Genomic DNA, 18,820 nt, shown 5'->3' with positions numbered 1-18,820 from the left:
GCGGCGCGGACGCACACCGCCCCCGCGGCGCGGACGCACGCCGGCCTTCCACCTACTCCCCCGCCTCCACCGTCCCCTTCGCCTCCACCGGCGCCTCCGCCCGCCCTGCCGCGAGCCCTTCCGCCAGCGCCTCCGCCAGGTGGCGTCCCCGCACGCCGGCGAGCTGTTCCAGCTGGGTACGGCAGGAGTAGCCGTCCGACAGGACCACCGCGTCCGGGGGCGCCTGCCGCACGGCGGGCAGCAGCTGCTCCTCGGCGCAGGTGCGCGAGACCTCGAAGTGGCCCTTCCCGAAGCCGAAGTCGCCGGCGAGGCCACAGCAGCCGCCGGTCAGCTCGCCGGTCAGGCCCGCGGCCGCGCGCAGGCGGCGGTCGGCGCCGTCACCGAGGACGGCGTGCTGGTGGCAGTGGGTCTGACCGGTGACCGGGCGGTTCAGGGCGGGCGGGGTCCAGTCGGGGGCGTGCCGCTCCAGCGCTTCGGCGAAGGTGAGGACGCGGGCGGCGAGGCGGGCCGCGCGCGGGTCGTCGTGCAGGAGTTCGGGCAGGTCGGAGCGGAGGGCCGCCGCGCAGCTCGGTTCCAGGACGACGACGGGGGCGTCGGTCCGCAGCACCGGTTCCATGAGGTCCAGTGTGCGGCGCAGCACCGCGCGGGCCCGGTCGAGCTGGCCGGTGGAGACGTAGGTCAGGCCGCAGCAGACGGTGCCGCCCAGGGGGCGGGACGGCGGGGGGACGGGGCGCAGGCCCGCCGCTTCCAGGACCCGCACGGCCGCCCGGCCGACGGAGGGCGAGAGGTGCTCGGTGAAGGTGTCGGGCCACAGCACGACCGGCGCCCCGGCGGCGCGGGAGCGCTTCCGCCGCCGGCGCCACCAGCGGGTGAACGGCTCCCGCGCCAGGCGGGGGATCTCCCGCTCCGGCGTGATCCCGGCGAGCCGCCTGGCCAGGCCGGCCGCCGGGCGGACGGAGGCGAGCGCGTTGACCAGCGGGGCGGTGCGCGTGCGGGCCGCCCAGCGCAGCCACACCGGCAGCCACCCCAGCGCGTAGTGGGCGGCCGGGCGGCGCCGGCCGGCGTAGTGGTGGTGCAGGAACTCGGCCTTGTAGGTGGCCATGTCGACGCCGACCGGGCAGTCCGAGCGGCAGCCCTTGCAGGCCAGGCACAGGTCCAGGGCGTCGCGCACCTCCGGTGAGCGCCAGCCGTCCGTGACGACGTCGCCCGCGAGCATCTCGTGCAGCAGCCGGGCCCGTCCCCGGGTGGAGTGCTCCTCCTCGCCGGTCGCCCGGAAGGAGGGGCACATCACGGCGGGCCCGGCCACGGTGGCCGTGCGGCACTTGGCGACGCCGACGCAGCGGCGGACGGCCGCCCGGAAGTCGCCGCCGTCGGCCGGGTAGCCGAAGGCGACGTCGACCGGGCGGCGCGGCAGGACCGAGAAGCGCAGGCCCTCGTCCAGCGGGGCCGGGCGGACCAGCACGCCGGGGTTGAGCAGGTCGTCGGGGTCCCAGACCGCCTTGGCCCGCTCGAAGAGGCGCACCGTCCCCTCGCCGTACATGCGCGGCAGCAGTTCCGCGCGGGCCTGCCCGTCGCCGTGCTCCCCGGACAGCGAGCCGCCGTGGGCGACGACCAGGTCGGCCAGTTCCTCGGAGAAGCGCCGGAAGCGGCCGACGCCCGCCGCGGTGAGCAGGTCGAAGTCGACGCGGACGTGGATGCAGCCGTCCCCGAAGTGGCCGTAGGGCGTGCCCCGCAGGCCGTGGGCGGCGAGCAGGGCGCGGAAGTCGCGCAGGTAGGCGCCGAGCCGGGCGGGCGGCACCGCGCAGTCCTCCCAGCCGGGCCAGGCCTCGGAGCCGTCGGGCATCCGGGTGGCGGTGCCGGCGGCGTCCTCGCGGATGCGCCACAGGGCCCGCTGGGCCGCCGGGTCGGTCACCACGAGGGAGTCGGTCACGTCGGCCGCCCGGACGACCGCCCCGGCACGCGCGTGCGCCTCGGCCGCCGTCCGCCCCCCGGTCTCCACGAACAGCCAGGCGCCGCCCCGGGGCAGCCCGGCCGGCCGGCGGACCAGGTCGGCGGCCATGCCCTCCACCGTCAGCGGCCCGAGCGGGAGGAGTCCGGCGGCGGCCTCGGCGGCAGCGCCCTCGTCGGCGTACGCCAGCACCGCGAGCGCACGCGCGCGCGGGGCCTCGACCAGGCGCACGACGGCCTCCGTGAGCACCCCGAGGGTGCCCTCGGAGCCGCAGAAGGAGCGGGCGACGTCGGCGCCGTTCTCGGGCAGCAGCGCGTCCAGGGCGTACCCGGAGATGCGGCGGGGCAGGTCGGGGAAGCCGGTGCGCAGCCGGGCCCGCTCGGTTTCGGCCAGTTCTCGCAGCCCGTCCGGCGCCCCCGCCCAGTCCCGCCCGAGCCGCAGCCGCCGCCCGCGCGCGGTGAGCACGGACAGCTCGCGCACGCTGTCCGCGGTGGTTCCCCAGGCGACCGAGTGGGAGCCGCAGGAGTTGTTGCCGATCATCCCGCCGAGCGTGCACCGGCTGTGGGTGGACGGGTCGGGGCCGAAGCGCAGGCCGTGCGGGGCGGCGGCCTCCTGGAGGCGGTCGAGGACGAGGCCGGGCTGGACGACGGCGGTGCGGGCGGCCGGATCCAGCTCCAGCAGGCCGTTCATGTGCCGGGTGAAGTCCAGCACCACGCCGGTGCCGGTGGCCTGCCCCGCGATGGAGGTGCCCCCGCCCCGCGCGACCACCGGGACCCCGCGCGCCCGGCACACCTCCAGCACCGCCGCGACGTCCTCGGCGTCCCGGGGGGCCACGACCCCGAGGGGGACCCGCCGGTAGTTGGAGGCGTCCATGGTCACGAGCGCCCGGGAGGCGGCGTCGAAGCCGACCTCGCCCCGGACCGTCCTGCGCAGTTCACCCGCGAGATCCGTCATACGCCCAGCAAACCAGCCCGCGCCCGGTACGGGCAGCCCGCCCGGGGCCCGCGGACGGGGCCCCGCCGGGCCGGGGTCCGGGGGCGCGGCCCCCTCGGACACCCGGTGAAAAGCCGTCTCACCCGACGGACGTCGCTTCGCCCCGGTTTCCCCCAGCGGCTAACCTCCTTGCGTGGCCGACATCCAGATTCCCGCTGACATCAAGCCCGCCGACGGACGCTTCGGCGCGGGCCCCTCCAAGGTGCGCACCGAGGCGCTGGACGCGCTCGCCGCGACCGGCAGCTCCCTGCTCGGCACCTCCCACCGCCAGGCCCCGGTCAAGAAGCTGGTGGGCCAGGTCCGCGAAGGCATCAGCTCCCTGTTCTCCCTCCCCGACGGGTACGAGGTCGTCCTCGGCAACGGCGGGTCCACCGCCTTCTGGGACATCGCCACCCACGGTCTGATCGAACACAGGTCCCAGCACCTGACGTTCGGCGAGTTCTCCTCCAAGTTCGCGAAGGCGGCCAGGCTCGCCCCGTGGCTGGCCGAGCCGAGCGTGATCGCCGCCGACCCGGGCACCCACCCCGAGGCGCGGGCCGAGGCGGGCGTCGACGTGTACGCCCTCACCCACAACGAGACCTCCACCGGCGTCGCCATGCCGATCCGGCGCGTGGCCGGTGCCGACGAGGGCGCCCTGGTGCTGGTGGACGCGACGAGCGGCGCCGGCGGCCTGCCGGTGGACGTCGCCGAGACCGACGTCTACTACTTCGCCCCGCAGAAGTCCTTCGCCTCCGACGGCGGCCTGTGGATCGGCGTCTTCTCCCCGGCGGCGATCGAGCGCGCCGAGCGCGTGCACGCCTCCGGCCGCCACGTCCCGGAGTTCTTCAGCCTGCCCACGGCGATCGACAACTCGCGCAAGGACCAGACGTACAACACCCCGGCGCTCGCCACCCTCTTCCTGCTGAACCAGCAGCTGGAGTGGCTGAACGGCCAGGGCGGCCTGGACTGGTCCACGGCGCGCACCAAGGACTCCTCGACCCGCCTGTACACCTGGGCGGAGGAGTCCAAGTACGCCGCCCCGTTCGTTTCGGACCCGGCCCAGCGCTCGCAGGTCATCGGCACGATCGACTTCGCCGACGAGATCGACGCGGCCGCCGTCGCCAAGGTGCTGCGCGCCAACGGCGTCGTGGACACCGAGCCGTACCGCAAGCTCGGCCGCAACCAGCTGCGCGTCGCGATGTTCCCGGCGATCGACCCGGCGGACGTCGAGGCGCTCACGAAGTGCGTCGACTACGTGATCGAGAAGCTGTAGCGGACACCGCCCCACGGCTGCGGGGGCGCCCGGTGCGTGCACCGGGCGCCCCCTTTCCGCGTCACCGTGCGGGCCGGCCTCCCGCCGGGGCCGGTCCCGGGCCGCCCGCCCGTCCGCTTCCCCTCCGGGGCGCCGCCGGTGCCACCGGAGTCCGGCTCGCGCCGGGACCGGCGGCGCGTGCCGCCTCAGCTCCTGCGCCGCCGCCGCATCCACAGGAGGACGACCGCGCCGACGGCGACGACGGCCCCCAGCCCGACGCCCCCGCTCGTCCCGGCACCGCCCCCGCCCGCGGCGGAGCCGCCGCTCCCCGGGGACGCCGGGCCGGAGCTCCGGCCCGGCGCGTCCTCGGCCTGCACCGAACTGTCCGCGCCCTCGCTGCCGTACATCAGCCTGGTGCCGTCGGCGGAGTAGGTCAGGGACTCGCCCTGCCCCTGCAGGGGCACGTCGAGCCGCCCCTCGCGCTTGATCCGGCCGCCGTCGAAGCCGTAGTAGACACCGCCGAAGTAGCCGCGCACCGCGAGCTGCCGCCCGTCCGGGGAGAAGGCCGCGTCGGTGGCCCACAGGTCCACCGGGGCGACCGGCTCGAAAACGTTCGCGCCGGAGGCCGACAGGTGCGCGGGCCCCTGGTACAGGTGCCCGCCGTCCTGGTTCTTGTCGATGATGTACACCCGCCCGGTCTTCGGGTGCACCACCAGCGACTCGGCGTCCCGCGCCCCGTCGGCGTACTTCACGACGTACTGCACGGCCGTGACCGCCTGGTCCTCCAGCACCTTCGGCTCGGGCAGCCGGTAGATCCACACGTACGGCCACTTCCCGCCGAGGTTGTCGCCGATGTCGCCGACGTAGATCTGGTTGCCGGGGCCGATCGAGACGGCCTCCACGTCACGCGGGGAGCCGATGCCGCGCAGGGTGACGGTGGCGACGGTCTTCCCGGTCGCGCTGTCCACGGCGTACAGGTACGGCCCGTCGTCGCTGTCGTTGTGCGTCCAGTAGACCCCCGGGTGCAGGTGGGAGGCGGCCAGGCCGCTGGACTCGGTGATCCGGGGGTCCTTGATGGTGAACCCCCGGTCACCGTCGGCGGCGGAGGCGGGCAGGGCACAGCAACCCGCGAGCAGCACTCCGGCAAGGACGGCGGACGGTCGGCGCATGCCCCAAGCCTGCCATCCCCGGCGCCGGTCGCCGGCACCTGACGTGGCGGGCCTCACACTCCGCCCGCCCGCGCGATCGTCCATCATGAGCGGATGCTCAGGTTCATGCCCGTGGGTGACTCCATGACGATCGGGAGCGCGGGTGAACACACTTGGCGCTACCGGCTGTGGCGCCACCTGTGCGAGACGTACGGCGAGCCGTTCACGTTCGTCGGCCCGCGCGAGGAGCTGTACGACCAGGCCGCCGGGGCGCCGACGTCGTACGCCTACGCCGAACCGGGCTTCCCCCGCGCCCACCTGGCCGGCTGGGGCGAGGGCTGGCTGCACATGGCGCCGCGGATCGGCGCGGCCGTGCGCGAGCACCGGGCCGACGTCCTGCTGGTCTCCCTCGGCCTGATCGACCTGGGCTTCTACACGAACGCCGAGCAGACGGCGCACAACGTACGGGACTTCGTCACCGGTGCGCGCGGGGCCCGGCCGCGCGTCCGCATGGTGCTGCTGCCGGTGATCCCGAACGTCCGGGCCCGGACGGACCCGTCCTTCGCCGCCCAGGTGGACCTCTTCAACACCCTGCTCGCCAAGACGGTCGCCGACCTGGACGAGCCCCGCTCCCCGCTGCTGCTGGCCTCGCCGCCGGACGCGTACGACATCGACGCCGACACCTACGACGGCACGCACCCGAACGCGAGCGGCGAGCACAAGGTGGCGGGGGCGTTCGCGGCGGCGATGTGGGAGGCGTGGGGGGTCGGACAGCCCTACGCGGGCGGCGCCCGCTGACCGTGCGCGCGGGTTCCCGGCCGCCGGCTCCCGCCCGGGCGGCCCGCCGGCCGCTTGCCTCGAGCGCACTCGAAGACGTTGGCTGGTGAACCATGAAGTACACACAGCTAGGACGCACGGGGCTCAAGGTGGGTCGGCTCGTTCTCGGGACGATGAACTTCGGGCCGCAGACCGACGAGGCGGACAGCCACGCGATCATGGACGCGGCGCTGGACGCGGGCATCAACCTTTTCGACACCGCCAACGTGTACGGCTGGGGTGAGAACAAGGGGCGGACCGAGTCGATCATCGGCGACTGGTTCGCCAAGGGCGGCGGGCGGCGCGACAAGGTCGTCCTCGCCACCAAGGTGTACGGCAACATGGGCGCCGACGGCGAGGCCTGGCCGAACCACGACAAGCTCTCCGCGCTCAACATCCGGCGGGCGGTGGACGCCAGCCTGAAGCGGCTGCGGACCGACCACATCGACCTCTACCAGTTCCACCACGTCGACCGCGGCACTCCGTTCGAGGAGATCTGGCAGGCGATCGACGTCCTGGTCCAGCAGGGGAAGGTCCTCTACGCCGGATCCTCCAACTTCCCCGGCTACAAGATCGCCCAGGCGAACGAGACCGCCGCCCGCCGGGGCGGCACCATCGGGCTCGTCAGCGAGCAGTGCCTGTACAACCTCGCCGAGCGCCGCGCCGAGATGGAGGTCATCCCGGCCGCGCAGGAGTACGGCCTCGGGGTCATCCCCTGGTCGCCGCTGCAGGGCGGCCTGCTCGGCGGAGTGATCAAGAAGGAGGTCCAGGGCGGTCGCCGTGCCTCCGGACGGGCCGCCGACACGCTGGCCGACCCCGCTGCCCGGGCGCGCATCCAGGCCTACGAGGACCTGCTCGGCAAGCACGGTCTGGAGCCCGGCGAGGTGGCCCTGGCGTGGCTGCTGACCCGGCCCGGCGTCACCGGCCCGATCGTCGGCCCGCGCACCGCCGAGCAGCTCGAGTCGGCGCTGCGGGCGGTCGAGCTGGAGCTGGGCGAGGAACTGCTGGCCGACCTCGACGAGATCTTCCCCGGTCCGGGCCCGTCCCCGGAGGCCTTCGCCTGGTAGCACCGGGAGGGCGGCACCGGCGCGTCCGGTCCGCGGCGGGACGGCCGCGGACCGGACGGCGCCGGTGCCGCCCGCCGGGCCCTACCTGAGGGCCGCCGCCAGCGCCACCACCACGAACAGGAGAACGAGCGCACCGGCCATGATCCGGTTCCGGGTTTTCGGGTCCACGCGCCGAGCCTAACCGGGCCCGCCCAGTGCCCAGCGGGCGACCGTCTCGTAGTGGGGCTGTTCGCCGGGCGCGCCGGAGCGGGGCAGGTGGCTGCGGACCAGGGCCAGGTCGGCCACCGTCCAGGTGCGGCCGGTGAAGCCGTCGAGGGCGTCGACGTGCGGCCGTACGTCCACCGGGCCCCGGCCGCGGGCCAGGGTCAGGTGGGCCTTGTAGTGCCGGGGCTCCCCCATCGGCACGCCCGCCCTGCGCGCCGCGGCCTCCGCGCGCCCGGCGAGCAGGCGGAGGGCCGCCACGTCGCCCGAGGCACCCGCCCACAGGGCCCTGCCCCCGCCGAACCGGCCGCCGCCCGACAGGGCGAGCGGGAAGGGCGCGGTGCGGTGGGCGGCGCGGGCGAGGCGGTCCGACAGGCCGGGTACGAGGTCGTCGGCGACCTCGCCGTAGAAGGCGAGCGTGAAGTGCCAGCCGGGGCGGCCGGTCCAGCGCAGCCCGTCGGCGCCGGGCAGCCCGCGCAGGCGGGCCACCTCGGCGGCGAGTTCGTCCGCGACGTCCTCGGGGGGCAGCACGGCGGCGAAGAGTCTCATGCCCCCACCCTCCCAGCCCCGCGCCCCCTGGGGCCCCGGAAGGGTCCGGGGCGGCCGTCCGGGGCCCGGAGGGAGCGCGGGGGCCGGGGTCAGGCCGCCGTCGCCAGTTGTCCCCGGTCCCGGGGGACGAACCGGATCCGCGGGTGGCCGCGGTGCCAGCCGACCGACAGGCGCAGGTTGCCGATGCGGGCCAGGACCAGGCCGATGGCGCCGGCCGCCGCGGCGGCGATGAGGCCGCCGGAGGCGAAGCTGACCCGGGCGCCGTAGGTGTCGGTGATCCAGCCGACGACCGGCGCGCCCAGCGGCGTGCCGCCGGTGAACACCATCATGAACAGGGCCATCACCCGGCCGCGCATGGCCGGGTCGGTGGACATCTGCACGGCGGTGTTGGCGGTGACGTTGACCGTGAGGCCGAAGACACCGATGGGGACCATCAGCAGGGCGAACAGCCAGTACGACGGCGCCAGCGCGGCCACGGTCTCCAGCGCGCCGAAGGCCAGCGCGGCGGCGATCAGCAGCCGCAGCCGGGACCTGCCGCGCCGGGCGGCGAGCAGGGCGCCGCAGAGGGAGCCGGCGGCCATCAGGGTGTTGAAGAGGCTGTAGGCGCCCGCGCCGGCGTGGAAGACGTCGTCCGCGTAGGCCGACAGCCACACGGGGAAGTTGAAGCCGAAGGTGCCGATGAATCCGACGAGGACGATCGGCCAGATCAGCTCCGGGCGGCCGGCGACGTAGCGCAGGCCCTCGCGCAGCTGGCCCTTGCCGCGCGGGGCGCGCCGCACCGCGTGCAGTTCGCGGGCGCGCATGAGCAGCAGGCCGGCGATGGGGGCGACGAAGGACAGGCCGTTGAGGAGGAACGCCCAGCCGGTGCCCACGCCGGTGATCAGGAGGCCGCCGACGGCGGGGCCGACGAGGCGGGCGGACTGGAAGTTCGCGGAGTTCAGGCCGACCGCGTTCTGGAGCTGGTCGGGTCCGACCATCTCGGAGACGAACGACTGGCGGGCCGGGTTGTCGACGACGGTGGCGAGGCCGACGGCGAAGGCGACGAGGTAGACGTGCCAGACCTGGACGTGTCCGGAGAGGGTCAGGAAGGCGAGGGCGAGCCCGGTGAGGGCCATCGCGGTCTGGGTGACCAGCAGGGTGGGCCGCTTGGGCAGCCGGTCCACGAGGACGCCGCCGTAGAGACCGAACAGGAGCATCGGCAGGAACTGCAGGGCCGTGGTGATGCCGACGGCCGCGGAGGAGCCGGTGAGGCTGAGCACGAGCCAGTCCTGGGCGATGCGCTGCATCCAGGTACCGGTGTTGGAGACGACCTGGCCGATGAAGAACAGGCGGTAGTTCCGGATCTTCAGCGAGCTGAACATCGAGGACTTGCCGGCCGCGGGGGTAGTAGGGGTCGGTGCGGGGGCGGAAGCTGCTCCGGGTCCCGTACTCAAAAGGGTTCGCCTCCTCGGAAACGTGGACTTACAGATGGGCGAGCTTCTCCAGTACCGGGGCGGCGGCGCGCAGTTTCGCCCACTCGTCCTCGTCGAGGGCCTCGACGAGGCCGGCCAGGAACGCGTTGCGCTTGCGGCGGCTCTCCTCGAGCATCACCTCCGCCTGTTCCGTCCTGGTGACGACCTTCTGGCGCCGGTCCTCGGGGTGCGGCTCCAGCCGGACCAGTCCCTTGGCTTCGAGCAGCGCCACGATGCGGGTCATCGACGGCGGCTGCACGTGCTCCTTGCGGGCCAGTTCACCCGGGGTGGCCCGGCCGCACAGGGAGAGGGTGCCGAGCACCGACATCTCGGTGGGGCTCAGCGACTCGTCGACCCGCTGGTGCTTGAGCCGACGGGAGAGCCGCATCACGGCGGAGCGCAGGGAGTTCACGGCGGCGGCGTCGTCACCATGGGCAAGGTCCGGCATGTTCTTTAGCGTAACTCATTACCCTGACTAAGTACCACCGGGGCGCACATGTATGCCCGTGACGCCCACCACTGAATCACGATCACCCGGACGAGTGAACGGATCAATGGGTTCCGGGCGGGGAGTGCCCGGCGGCCCCGAGGCCGGGACGGGGCGGCACCGGGGACGGAGCGGGGCCAGATCGGGGTGGGGGCGGGAGCGGGCGGAAGAGGAACGAGCGTGCGGCACCACGTGGTCCCGCACGCTCGTCGGCGGCGGCTCGGCCGGGGGCGCCCCCGGCCGCCGGATCAGGTCAGGCCCAGGGCCGGCATCAGGTAGTAGAAGGCGAAGACCGCCGCGACCGCGTACATCGGCGTCGGGACCTCCCGGGCCCGGCCGGCGGCCAGGCGCAGGATCACGAAGGTGATGAAGCCCATGCCGATGCCGTTGGTGATCGAGTAGGTGAACGGCATCATCAGCATGGTCACGAACGCCGGGACCGCGATGGTGTGGTCCGCCCAGTCGATCTCCTTGACGGAGTTCGACAGGATCAGGAAGCCCACCACGACCAGGGCCGGGGTGGCGGCCTGGGACGGGACCATCGTGGCGACCGGGGTGAGGAAGAGGGCCACCGCGAAGAGGGCGCCGGTGACGACGTTCGCGAAGCCGGTGCGCGCGCCCTCGCCGACGCCCGCCGTGGACTCCACGAAGGCGGTGGTGGCCGAGGAGGAGCTGGCACCGCCCGCGGCGACCGCGAGGCCGTCGACCAGCAGGACCTTGTTGATGCCGGGCAGGTAGCCCTGGGCGTCGGTCAGCCTGGCCTCGTCGCCGATGCCCATGATCGTGCCCATCGCGTCGAAGAAGCACGACAGCAGGACCGTGAAGACGAACAGGACGCCGGTCAACACGCCGACCTCGGAGAAGCCGCCGAACAGGCTGACCTTGCCGATCAGGCCGAAGTCGGGCGTGGCCACCGGGTTGCCCGGCCACTTCGGCACCGTCAGGCCCCAGGAGGGGACCGTGGCGACCGAGTTGATGATCAGCGCCAGGGCGGTCATGCCGACGATGGAGATCAGGATCGCGCCCGGCACCCTGCGGACGATCAGGGCGAAGGTGAGCAGTGCGCCCAGGACGAAGACGAGCACCGGCCAGCCGTTGAGGTGGCCGTTGCCGCCGAGCTGGAGCGGGACCGTGGTCTGGGCGGCGTCCGGCATGCGGGTGACGAACCCGGAGTCGACCAGGCCGATCAGCATGATGAACAGGCCGATGCCGATGGAGATCGCCTTGCGCAGGCCGAACGGCACCGCGTTCATCACGCGCTCGCGCAGACCCGTGGCGACCAGCAGCATGACCACGAAGCCGGCCAGGACGACCATGCCCATGGCGTCGGGCCAGGACATGCGGGGTGCGAGCTGGAGGGCGACGACGGAGTTCACGCCGAGGCCGGCGGCGAGCGCGATCGGCACGTTGCCGATGACGCCCATCAGCAGCGTGGTCAACGCCGCCGTCAGCGCGGTGGCCGTGACCAGTTGGCCGTTGTCCAGGTGGTGCCCGTACATGTCCTTCGCGCTGCTGAGGATGATCGGGTTCAGCACGATGATGTACGCCATCGCGAAGAAGGTGGCGAAACCGCCACGGATCTCCCGCGCGAGGGTGCTGCCACGCTCGGAGATCTTGAAGTAACGGTCGAGGGCGCCGTTGGCCGGCGCTCCGCCCTCTTCGGGCACGGGGACCTTGGCGGGGGCCGAGGTGGGCATGCGGGACCTCATCACCGACGGGGTTCCCCCGAGCCCCGTTGGAGTTTCCTACGATAAGAAGCGGTCAAGGACAAACGGCTTCAGTATGAAGATATAAGGGAAAGATCGCTATCTCCGCGCGTAGACCTGATCGCCTCGTAAGCTGTCCCCATGGCTAAGTGGACCCCCGAGCACGAGGCGCCGGAGCCCCTGGAGGGGCCCGTGGTCGCCACCATCACCGGCGTCACGGTCGTGTGGTTCGTCCTCTTCCTGGTCCAGCTCCCCTTCTACGGCTGGTTCGACGACCACGGCCACCTGTGGTGGCTGTGGACCTGCCTGGCGGGGGGCGGGCTGGGGCTGATCGGCGTCTGGTACGTGCGGCGGCGGGACGCCGCCATCAAGCGGGCGGCGGCGGTGCGGCCGGCCCCGGCCGAATAGACCCCGGCTCCCGGCCTCCCGCCCCGGTCCTCCGGCGCCCCTGCTCCCCGGCCTCCCGCCCGGGCCGCCGGAGGTGCGACCGCCCGGAGGTGGGCGGGTCGAAGGTGGGCGGGCGGACCGGACCGCACGTACCGTCGATTGCATGACCCACATCGACGCGGGAGCCGAACTCGACCCCGTGCATCCGGTGGCCCTGCCGCCGGCACCCCCGGCCGGACTGACCGGGGCCGAGGTCGCGGAGCGCGTCGCGCGGGGTCAGGTCAACGACGTACCGGTGCGCAGCAGCCGCTCGCCGGGCGAGATCGTCCGCGGCAACGTCTTCACCCGGTTCAACGCCATCATCGGCGTGCTCTGGCTGATCACGCTGTTCGTCGCACCGGTCCAGGACGGCCTCTTCGGCTTCGTGGTCCTCGCCAACACCGCCATCGGCATCGCGCAGGAGTGGCGGGCGAAGCAGACCCTCGACTCACTCGCCGTGATCGGCGGGGCCCGGCCGACGGTCCGCCGGGACGGCGTGGCCGCCGAGGTGGCCACGCACGAGATCGTGCTGGACGACGTCATCGAGATCGGCCCCGGCGACAAGGTCGTGGTGGACGGGGTGTGCGCCGAGGCCGACGGTCTGGAGATCGACGAGTCGCTGCTGACGGGCGAGGCCGACCCGGTCGTCAAGCGCCCGGGGGACCCGGTGATGTCGGGGAGCTTCGTGGTCGCGGGCGGCGGGGCCTTCACGGCGACCAGGGTGGGCCGGGAGGCGTACGCCGCGCAGCTCACCGAGGAGGCCTCCCGCTTCACCCTGGTCCACTCCGAACTGCGCACGGGCGTCTCCACGATCCTGAAGTACGTGACGTGGATGATGGTCCCGGCCGCGATCGGACTGGTCGTCACCCAGCTGGTGGTCGAGGACGACGGGGCGGGGGACGCGGTGGCCCGCACGGTCGGCGGGATCGTGCCGATGGTCCCGGAGGGGCTGGTGCTCCTCACCTCCGTCGCCTTCGCGATCGGGGTCATCCGGCTGGGCCGCAGGCAGTGCCTGGTGCAGGAACTGCCGGCCATCGAGGGGCTGGCCCGCGTCGACACCGTCTGCCTGGACAAGACGGGCACGCTCACCGAGGGCGGCATGGACGTGACCGGGCTGCGGCCGCTGGACGGGGCCGACGAGTCGTACGTGCGCAAGGTGCTCGGCGCGCTCGGCGAGTCCGACCCGCGCCCCAACGCCTCGCTCCGGGCGGTCATCGACGCCTACCCGGACAGCGGGGAGTGGCGCTGCGTGGAGTCGCTGCCGTTCTCCTCCGCGCGCGGGTACAGCGGCGCCGCCTTCGGCGAGGGCGACGGGGAGACCAGTACGTGGCTGCTGGGCGCGCCGGACGTCCTGCTCTCGCCCGACGACCCCGCCCTGGCCGAGACCGGGCGCCTGAACGAGCGGGGGCTGCGGGTGCTGCTGCTGGCCCGTGCCGTGCGCGACCTGGACGACGCCGAGCCGGCCCGGGGGGCGCGCCCGGCCGCCCTGGTCGCCCTCGAACAGCGGTTGCGCCTGGACGCCGCCGACACCCTGCGCTACTTCGCCGAGCAGGACGTCCGCGCCAAGGTGGTCTCCGGCGACAACGCGGTGTCCGTCGGCGCGGTCGCCGGCAGGCTGGGCCTGCCCGGCACGGCGGTGGACGCGCGGCTGCTGCCCGCCGACCGGCGGGGCCTGGCGGACGCGGTGGACGAGGGGACCGTCTTCGGCCGGGTCACCCCCCGGCGGAAGCGGGAGATGGTCGGCGCGCTGCGCTCGCGCGGGCACACGGTCGCGATGACGGGCGACGGGGTGAACGACGTCCTCGCCCTGAAGGACGCCGACATCGGCGTCGCGATGGGCTCGGGCTCGGAGGCGACCCGGGCGGTCGCGCAGATCGTCCTGCTGGACGACGGTTTCGCGGCCCTGCCCTCGGTGGTCGCCGAGGGCCGCCGGGTGATCGGCAACATCACGCGCGTGGCCACGCTGTTCCTGGTCAAGACGGTCTACTCGGTGCTGCTGGCGCTACTGGTGGTGTGCTGGCAGGTCGATTACCCCTTCCTGCCCCGGCACCTGACCCTGCTGTCCACCCTGACCATCGGCGTCCCGGCCTTCTTCCTGGCGCTGGCCCCCAACCGGGAGCGGGCGCGACCGCACTTCGTGCGGCGCGTGATGCGGTACTCGGTGCCGGGCGGGGTGGTGGCCGCGGCCGCGACCTTCGCGACGTACCTGCTCGCCCGCCACCACTACGCCGGCCCCGGCGCGCTGGCCGCGGAGACCAGCGCGGCCACCCTGACCCTGTTCCTGGTCTCCCTGTGGGTCCTGGCGGTCGTCGCCCGCCCGTACACCTGGTGGCGGGTGGTCCTGGTGGCCGCCATGGCCGCCGCCTTCGTGCTCGTCCTCGCCGTCCCTGCGCTGCAGGACTTCTTCGCCCTCCGGCTCGTGGGCGTCACGATGCCGTGGACGGCGGTGGCGGTGGCGGTGGCGGCAGCGGCGGCCCTGGAACCCCTGTGGCGCCGGGTGGACCGCCGGTGCGCGCCGTGAGCCGGCGGGGGAAACGTTCCGGCCCCGGCAGCGCGGGCGCTGCCGGGGCCGGAACGAAGGTGGTGGTGCCTACTGCACGTCGACGTAGTCGCCCGCGGCGCTGACCGACGGGGTGGTCGTGGTGCCCGCGAAGGAGAAGCGGTAGTAGCCGTCGGCCGTCGCGGTGGTCGTCGTCTTCAGGTTGCCCGTGGAGTCCGTCTTGACGGTCTTCAGCGTGGTGTAGGTGCTGGAGCTCTTCGCGCGGTACTGGAGCTTCACCGACTGGCCGGTGTAGCCGTGGTACGCGTGGTCCTCCCAGTTGGCGCGGGAGAGCTTGCCGGTGACCGTGACGGTCTTGCCCTTCTTCACCGGCTCCGGCGCGGCGTTGACCGTCAGCTTGGAGTAGCGCTGGACGTTGGTCTTGCCCAGGCCGTCCTGGACGGACCCGTCGCCGGTGCTGTACTGGAGCGCGAGCGCACCGGCCGACCAGGTGCCGGCGTCGGAGTTCAGCAGCTCGTCGTCACCGGGGTAGACGTCGATGAGGCCCTTGCAGCTGGCCGTCGTCGCCGAGGTGGCGGTGCAGTCGGCCGGGGCGTCGCCGAACAGCATGTTGTCCGCGGTGTCGGACGAGGAGCCCTTGTAGAGGAAGGGGCCGTTGGCGAAGTCGTCGGAGCCGAGGACGTAGTCGGCCCCGTGGGTCATCGTGTAGGTGACCGTGGTGGAGACGTGGTTGGTCGTACCGACCTTGATCGCGGCGGCGATCTTGAAGTTCGAGAAGGTGACGCCCAGGTCGTCGTCCGCGGTGGTGGCCGTGAAGGCGGTCTTGCCGGACGCGGAGTGCGAGACGGTCCTCGCGGCGTCGGAGCGGTAGGCCGAACCGGCGTCGGCGGCCTGCGCGGCCGGGACGGCGAAGGCGGAGAGGGCCAGGGCGCCGGTGACGGCGGCCACGGTGGCACGTATGCGCATGCGTTCCCCTGTGTGGAGAAAGGTGGACACGGGGTCCAAGTGATCGTGAGTCAGGCGACTCGATGTGATCAGACCCGCCACACAGGGAAACGGTTGTACGACATCTGGAAGTTCTGTGAAAACTTCCGGTGGCCCCCTCAGTCGAACCAGCGGTCCCGGGCCAGTTCCTCCGTGCGGGACGGGTCCTCCAGGAGCGCGGCGACCTCGAAGCGGCGGGGCCACTGGCCGGCCGCCCAGGCCAGGCCCGCCGCGACGCCTTCCAGGGTGGCCGCGTGCAGGACGCCGTCGACGGTGAGCCGCCAGTCGACGTCCACGCCGTCCACGACGAGTTCCCCGTGTTCGACGTACGTGCCCGGGGTGCGGGGGCCGAGCAGCACCCGCACCGGGTCCGGTACCTCGTGTTCGGTGCCCGCGGAGTGCACCTCGCCGGTGACCGAGTCGCTCAGGCGGCGGACCTGGAACAGCTCCGCCAGTTCCGCCGCGCGGGCCGGGCGCACGGGCAGGAGCGGGACGCCCGAGGTGAAGGGCAGGAGGTCCGGGGAGTCGACCACCACCGCCTCGGCGGCGTCCACGACCTCCACCCGGCCGTCGACCACCGCCCGCAGCTCCTCCGGGAGGGTCACCTGCTCGGGGTCGAGGTCGGCCAGCGCGCCGTAGAGGCCGTGCAGTTGGGCGGGGGTGACGCGGCGGCCGGGGTCGGCCAGGCGGTCCAGCAGTTCGGCGGCGCCGCCCGGCTCGTCCAGCAGGGCGGCCACGGAGGTGCGCACGCCCAGTGCGCGCAGCACCTGCTCGTCCTCGAAGCCGGTGGCGTCGGCCTCGTCGTACAGGCCGCGCAGCAGCGGGTCGCCGCCGGAGGCGAGCAGACCGGCCGGGCGGCGGCCGTCCAGGACCGGGTGCCCGCGCAGCCACCAGGCGGTGTACGGCCGTACGACCTCGTGGGTGCCGTCGGGCAGCAGGACGCGCACCGGCTGGGTGAGGGCGTCGCGCAGCGGCGGGCGGGCGAGCAGGGCGAGGGCCTCGGGCCAGTGGTCGTCGTCCACCAGGTCCAGGTCGCGCACGGCGACGAGTTCGGTGGCGACCGGGGGCACGGGGCTGTCGGGGAAGCGGTCGAGGACGTCCTCGCACCACACGTCCACGGCGTCGAGCAGTCCGGCGTCGTCCGGCTCGGCGAAGTCGCCCTCGCGGGGCTCCAGTTCGTCCGGGTCCAGGACGACGTCGGTGGCGCGCACGAGCGCGAAGTCGGCGAGGACGCCGCAGGCCGTCAGCGGCTGCTCACCCCACTTGCGCGCCACCTCCGCGTCGACGGCCGCCAGTTCGCCTTCGCGGAGCACGCGGGCGAACGGGCTCCCGGGGAAGACGAGTTCGCCCGCCGGGGCGAGTTCGCCGTCCTCGTCGGGCAATGCGAGGGCGCCCAGCCAGGGTTCGTCGCCGGGGTCCAGACCGGCGTCCCGGACCAGGGCGAGGACGGTGTCGGCCAGCTCCTCGGCGTCCGGGGCGTCCTCCTCCCACAGGGCGCCGCCCCCGTCGTCCAGGGAGGCGGCCACGGCGGCCCGCACCTGCGGGGTGGTCAGCACGGCGCGCGGGGTCGCGGGCAGCGCGCCCAGCTTCTCCAGCAGCGGGTGCGCGGCGTCCTCGTGGGCGACCTTCAGCCCGAGCCGGCCGAGCACGTCCGGGTCGAGGGACGCGGCGTCCGGGGTGGGGAGCAGGACCTGGCGGGGACCGATGGCGGTCCGGCCGTCGGCCAGCGGCACGGGCAGGCCGGAGAGCCGGTCGGGGTCGATCCCGGCGAGGCTGTCGTAGAGCCGCCGCCACCAGTCGGGGGCCTTCTCCAGCCCGGCGAGCCGGTCGACGGCGTCCGCGAGCGGCAGCCGGGCGACACCCAGCGTGCGCAGCTCGGCGCGGCGTTCGAGACCGGCGGGGAGCAGGGTCGGCAGCACCTCGGCCAGCACCCGTACGGTGTCCGCCCCCGCGCCCTCGACGACCTCGGCGTCCCGGGGCCGCAGGACCTCCGGGAGCCCGTCGTCGTCCTCGGCCTCCACGGCCGGCGGCAGGAACGCGGTGCGCGGCAGCCGCTCCAGGACGGCCCGGCGCAGGGCGCCGTCCAGCTCGCCCCCGCCCAGCGGGCCGGGGACGAGGTCGATGACGCCCTCGGTGACCGGGCGCCAGCCGGCGAGCAGTTCGGCGTAGGCGTCGGCCGCGCGCTGCACCAGGAAGTCGGTCAGCGGGCCGGGGGCCGCGTGGCGGCGGGTGGTGTCCAGCGGGAAGGACGCGATGAGCAGGGCGGGGAAGCCGAGGGGCTCGTCACTGGGGGTGGGGGCGTGGAGGACGGGGGTGGTCCGCGGGCGCACCGGACGGCCCCCGGCGTCCGCCGGCACGGCCCAGGTCACCGACCAGTGCGGGCGCAGGCGCTCCTCCACCGGGCGGTCGGCGAGCAGGTCGGGGGTGAGCGGGCCGTGCGCGGACACGGTGCGCCAGCGGGTGGTCCCGTCCCGCGTGTCCGTCACGACGGTGACGGCGCCCTCGGTGCGGCGGCCCAGCGTGCGCGGCGCCTGGTCGCCGATCTCGACCACCACTTCCTCCAGCCCGGGCAGGGCGAGGAGCAGGGCGTCGTCGACGGCGTGCAGGAGCCGCTCGGCGAGGTCGGTGGCGGCGGTGTCCCGCAGGGGCAGGATGACGACGGTGTCGTAGGGGTCGGGGGCGGAGCCCTCGGCGGCGAAGGGCAGGCGGAGCAGCGGCACGTGCCCGTCGCGGCGCCGGATCTCGTCGCCGAGGCCGGGGCTGTGCCGGGCGGTGTCGGCGGCCAGCCCGCGCGCCTCGGCCAGGGACCAGCGGACCCCGCCGTGCCGGCCGGTGACGGCGGGCTCGTCGCTGACGGAGAGCACGGCGGCGAAGCCGACGCCGAACCGGCCGACCGCGCTGGGCGTGTCGTGGGCGTCCCGCTTCGCGGAGGCCCTGAGGGTGGACAGCGACTCGACTCCGGCCGCGTCCAGCGGGGCGCCGGTGTTCGCGGCGGCCAGGACGCCGTCGCGCAGGGTGAGCCGGAGCCGGCCCGGCACCCCCGCGCGGGCGGCGGCGTCGGCGGCGTTCTGGGCCAGCTCGACCACGAGCCGGTCGCGGTAACCGCCGAGGACGAGGTCCTCCTCGGCGTTGGCGTCCTCGCGGAACCGGGCGGGGCTGGTGGCCCACGCGTCGAGGACACCGCGGCGCAGACGGGCCGTCCCGAACGGGTCGGCACCCTCGGCCGCCGGACGCACGTACTTGCTCACGTTCACACTCCTCATCGACGTGAGGACGAAGGTACCGCCCGCACGAGGGGTGCCGTCGCCCCCGG

At 74.3% G+C, this 18,820-nt stretch carries 13 protein-coding genes; 5 read left to right on the top strand and 8 right to left on the bottom strand.

Annotated elements, in window-relative coordinates; translation table 11 throughout:
• Positions 1-52: 52 nt before the first annotated feature.
• Positions 53-2,902: an FAD-binding and (Fe-S)-binding domain-containing protein gene (locus tag QQY24_RS17860; RefSeq protein ID WP_301973689.1), complete on the bottom strand. Its 2,850-nt coding sequence runs from the start codon at positions 2,900-2,902 to the stop codon at positions 53-55.
• Positions 2,903-3,074: 172 nt separating this feature from the next.
• Here QQY24_RS17860 and serC point away from each other — a divergent pair, with 172 nt between their 5' ends.
• Positions 3,075-4,193 (top strand): phosphoserine transaminase, encoded by a 1,119-nt coding sequence (gene serC / locus QQY24_RS17855; RefSeq protein ID WP_301973688.1) that lies wholly within the window; start codon positions 3,075-3,077, stop codon positions 4,191-4,193.
• 185 nt (positions 4,194-4,378) lie between these two features.
• Here serC and QQY24_RS17850 read toward each other — a convergent pair whose 3' ends face one another.
• Positions 4,379-5,341, bottom strand: coding sequence for a WD40 repeat domain-containing protein (locus QQY24_RS17850; RefSeq protein WP_301973687.1), 963 nt, complete (start codon positions 5,339-5,341; stop codon positions 4,379-4,381).
• Positions 5,342-5,434: 93 nt separating this feature from the next.
• Between QQY24_RS17850 and QQY24_RS17845 the strand changes: the two genes are divergently transcribed.
• Both QQY24_RS17845 and QQY24_RS17840 read left to right on the top strand, forming a co-directional pair.
• Positions 5,435-6,118 (top strand): GDSL-type esterase/lipase family protein, encoded by a 684-nt coding sequence (locus tag QQY24_RS17845; protein ID WP_301973686.1) that lies wholly within the window; start codon positions 5,435-5,437, stop codon positions 6,116-6,118.
• Between the two features lie 92 nt (positions 6,119-6,210).
• Complete coding sequence (locus tag QQY24_RS17840; RefSeq protein WP_301973685.1) at positions 6,211-7,203, top strand: aldo/keto reductase; 993 nt, start codon at positions 6,211-6,213, stop codon at positions 7,201-7,203.
• A 177-nt stretch (positions 7,204-7,380) separates the two neighbouring features.
• Here the strand turns inward: QQY24_RS17840 and thpR are convergent, their stop codons facing one another.
• From thpR to QQY24_RS17820, 4 genes are all read right to left on the bottom strand, one after another.
• Positions 7,381-7,953, bottom strand: coding sequence for an RNA 2',3'-cyclic phosphodiesterase (thpR, locus tag QQY24_RS17835; protein WP_301973684.1), 573 nt, complete (start codon positions 7,951-7,953; stop codon positions 7,381-7,383).
• Positions 7,954-8,042: 89 nt separating this feature from the next.
• Entirely contained in the window at positions 8,043-9,386 is a 1,344-nt protein-coding gene (locus QQY24_RS17830) for an MFS transporter (protein WP_301973683.1), read from the bottom strand.
• A 28-nt stretch (positions 9,387-9,414) separates the two neighbouring features.
• The gene (locus QQY24_RS17825; protein WP_301973682.1) at positions 9,415-9,852 is read right to left on the bottom strand and encodes a MarR family winged helix-turn-helix transcriptional regulator; all 438 of its coding nucleotides are present in this window, start codon (positions 9,850-9,852) and stop codon (positions 9,415-9,417) included.
• Positions 9,853-10,139: 287 nt separating this feature from the next.
• Entirely contained in the window at positions 10,140-11,588 is a 1,449-nt protein-coding gene (locus QQY24_RS17820) for an NCS2 family permease (protein ID WP_301973681.1), read from the bottom strand.
• A 150-nt stretch (positions 11,589-11,738) separates the two neighbouring features.
• On the opposite strand from QQY24_RS17820, the gene QQY24_RS17815 reads away from it, so the two are divergent.
• Together QQY24_RS17815 and QQY24_RS17810 are read left to right on the top strand one after the other, a co-directional pair.
• Positions 11,739-12,005 (top strand): DUF2530 domain-containing protein, encoded by a 267-nt coding sequence (locus QQY24_RS17815; protein WP_301973680.1) that lies wholly within the window; start codon positions 11,739-11,741, stop codon positions 12,003-12,005.
• Positions 12,006-12,147: 142 nt separating this feature from the next.
• Positions 12,148-14,544: an HAD-IC family P-type ATPase gene (locus QQY24_RS17810; RefSeq protein ID WP_301973679.1), complete on the top strand. Its 2,397-nt coding sequence runs from the start codon at positions 12,148-12,150 to the stop codon at positions 14,542-14,544.
• Between the two features lie 69 nt (positions 14,545-14,613).
• Here QQY24_RS17810 and QQY24_RS17805 read toward each other — a convergent pair whose 3' ends face one another.
• The gene (locus QQY24_RS17805; RefSeq protein WP_301973678.1) at positions 14,614-15,489 is read right to left on the bottom strand and encodes a hypothetical protein; all 876 of its coding nucleotides are present in this window, start codon (positions 15,487-15,489) and stop codon (positions 14,614-14,616) included.
• A 137-nt stretch (positions 15,490-15,626) separates the two neighbouring features.
• Positions 15,627-18,755, bottom strand: a complete 3,129-nt coding sequence (locus tag QQY24_RS17800) for a molecular chaperone Hsp90 (RefSeq protein WP_301973677.1) — start codon at positions 18,753-18,755, stop codon at positions 15,627-15,629.
• Between the last annotated feature and the right edge of the window lie 65 nt (positions 18,756-18,820).

This window comes from Streptomyces sp. TG1A-8 (assembly GCF_030499535.1).
Taxonomy (GTDB): domain Bacteria; phylum Actinomycetota; class Actinomycetes; order Streptomycetales; family Streptomycetaceae; genus Streptomyces.
The sequence above is the reverse complement of the archived record's forward strand: the minus strand, read 5'-3'. Positions and strand labels throughout refer to the sequence as shown.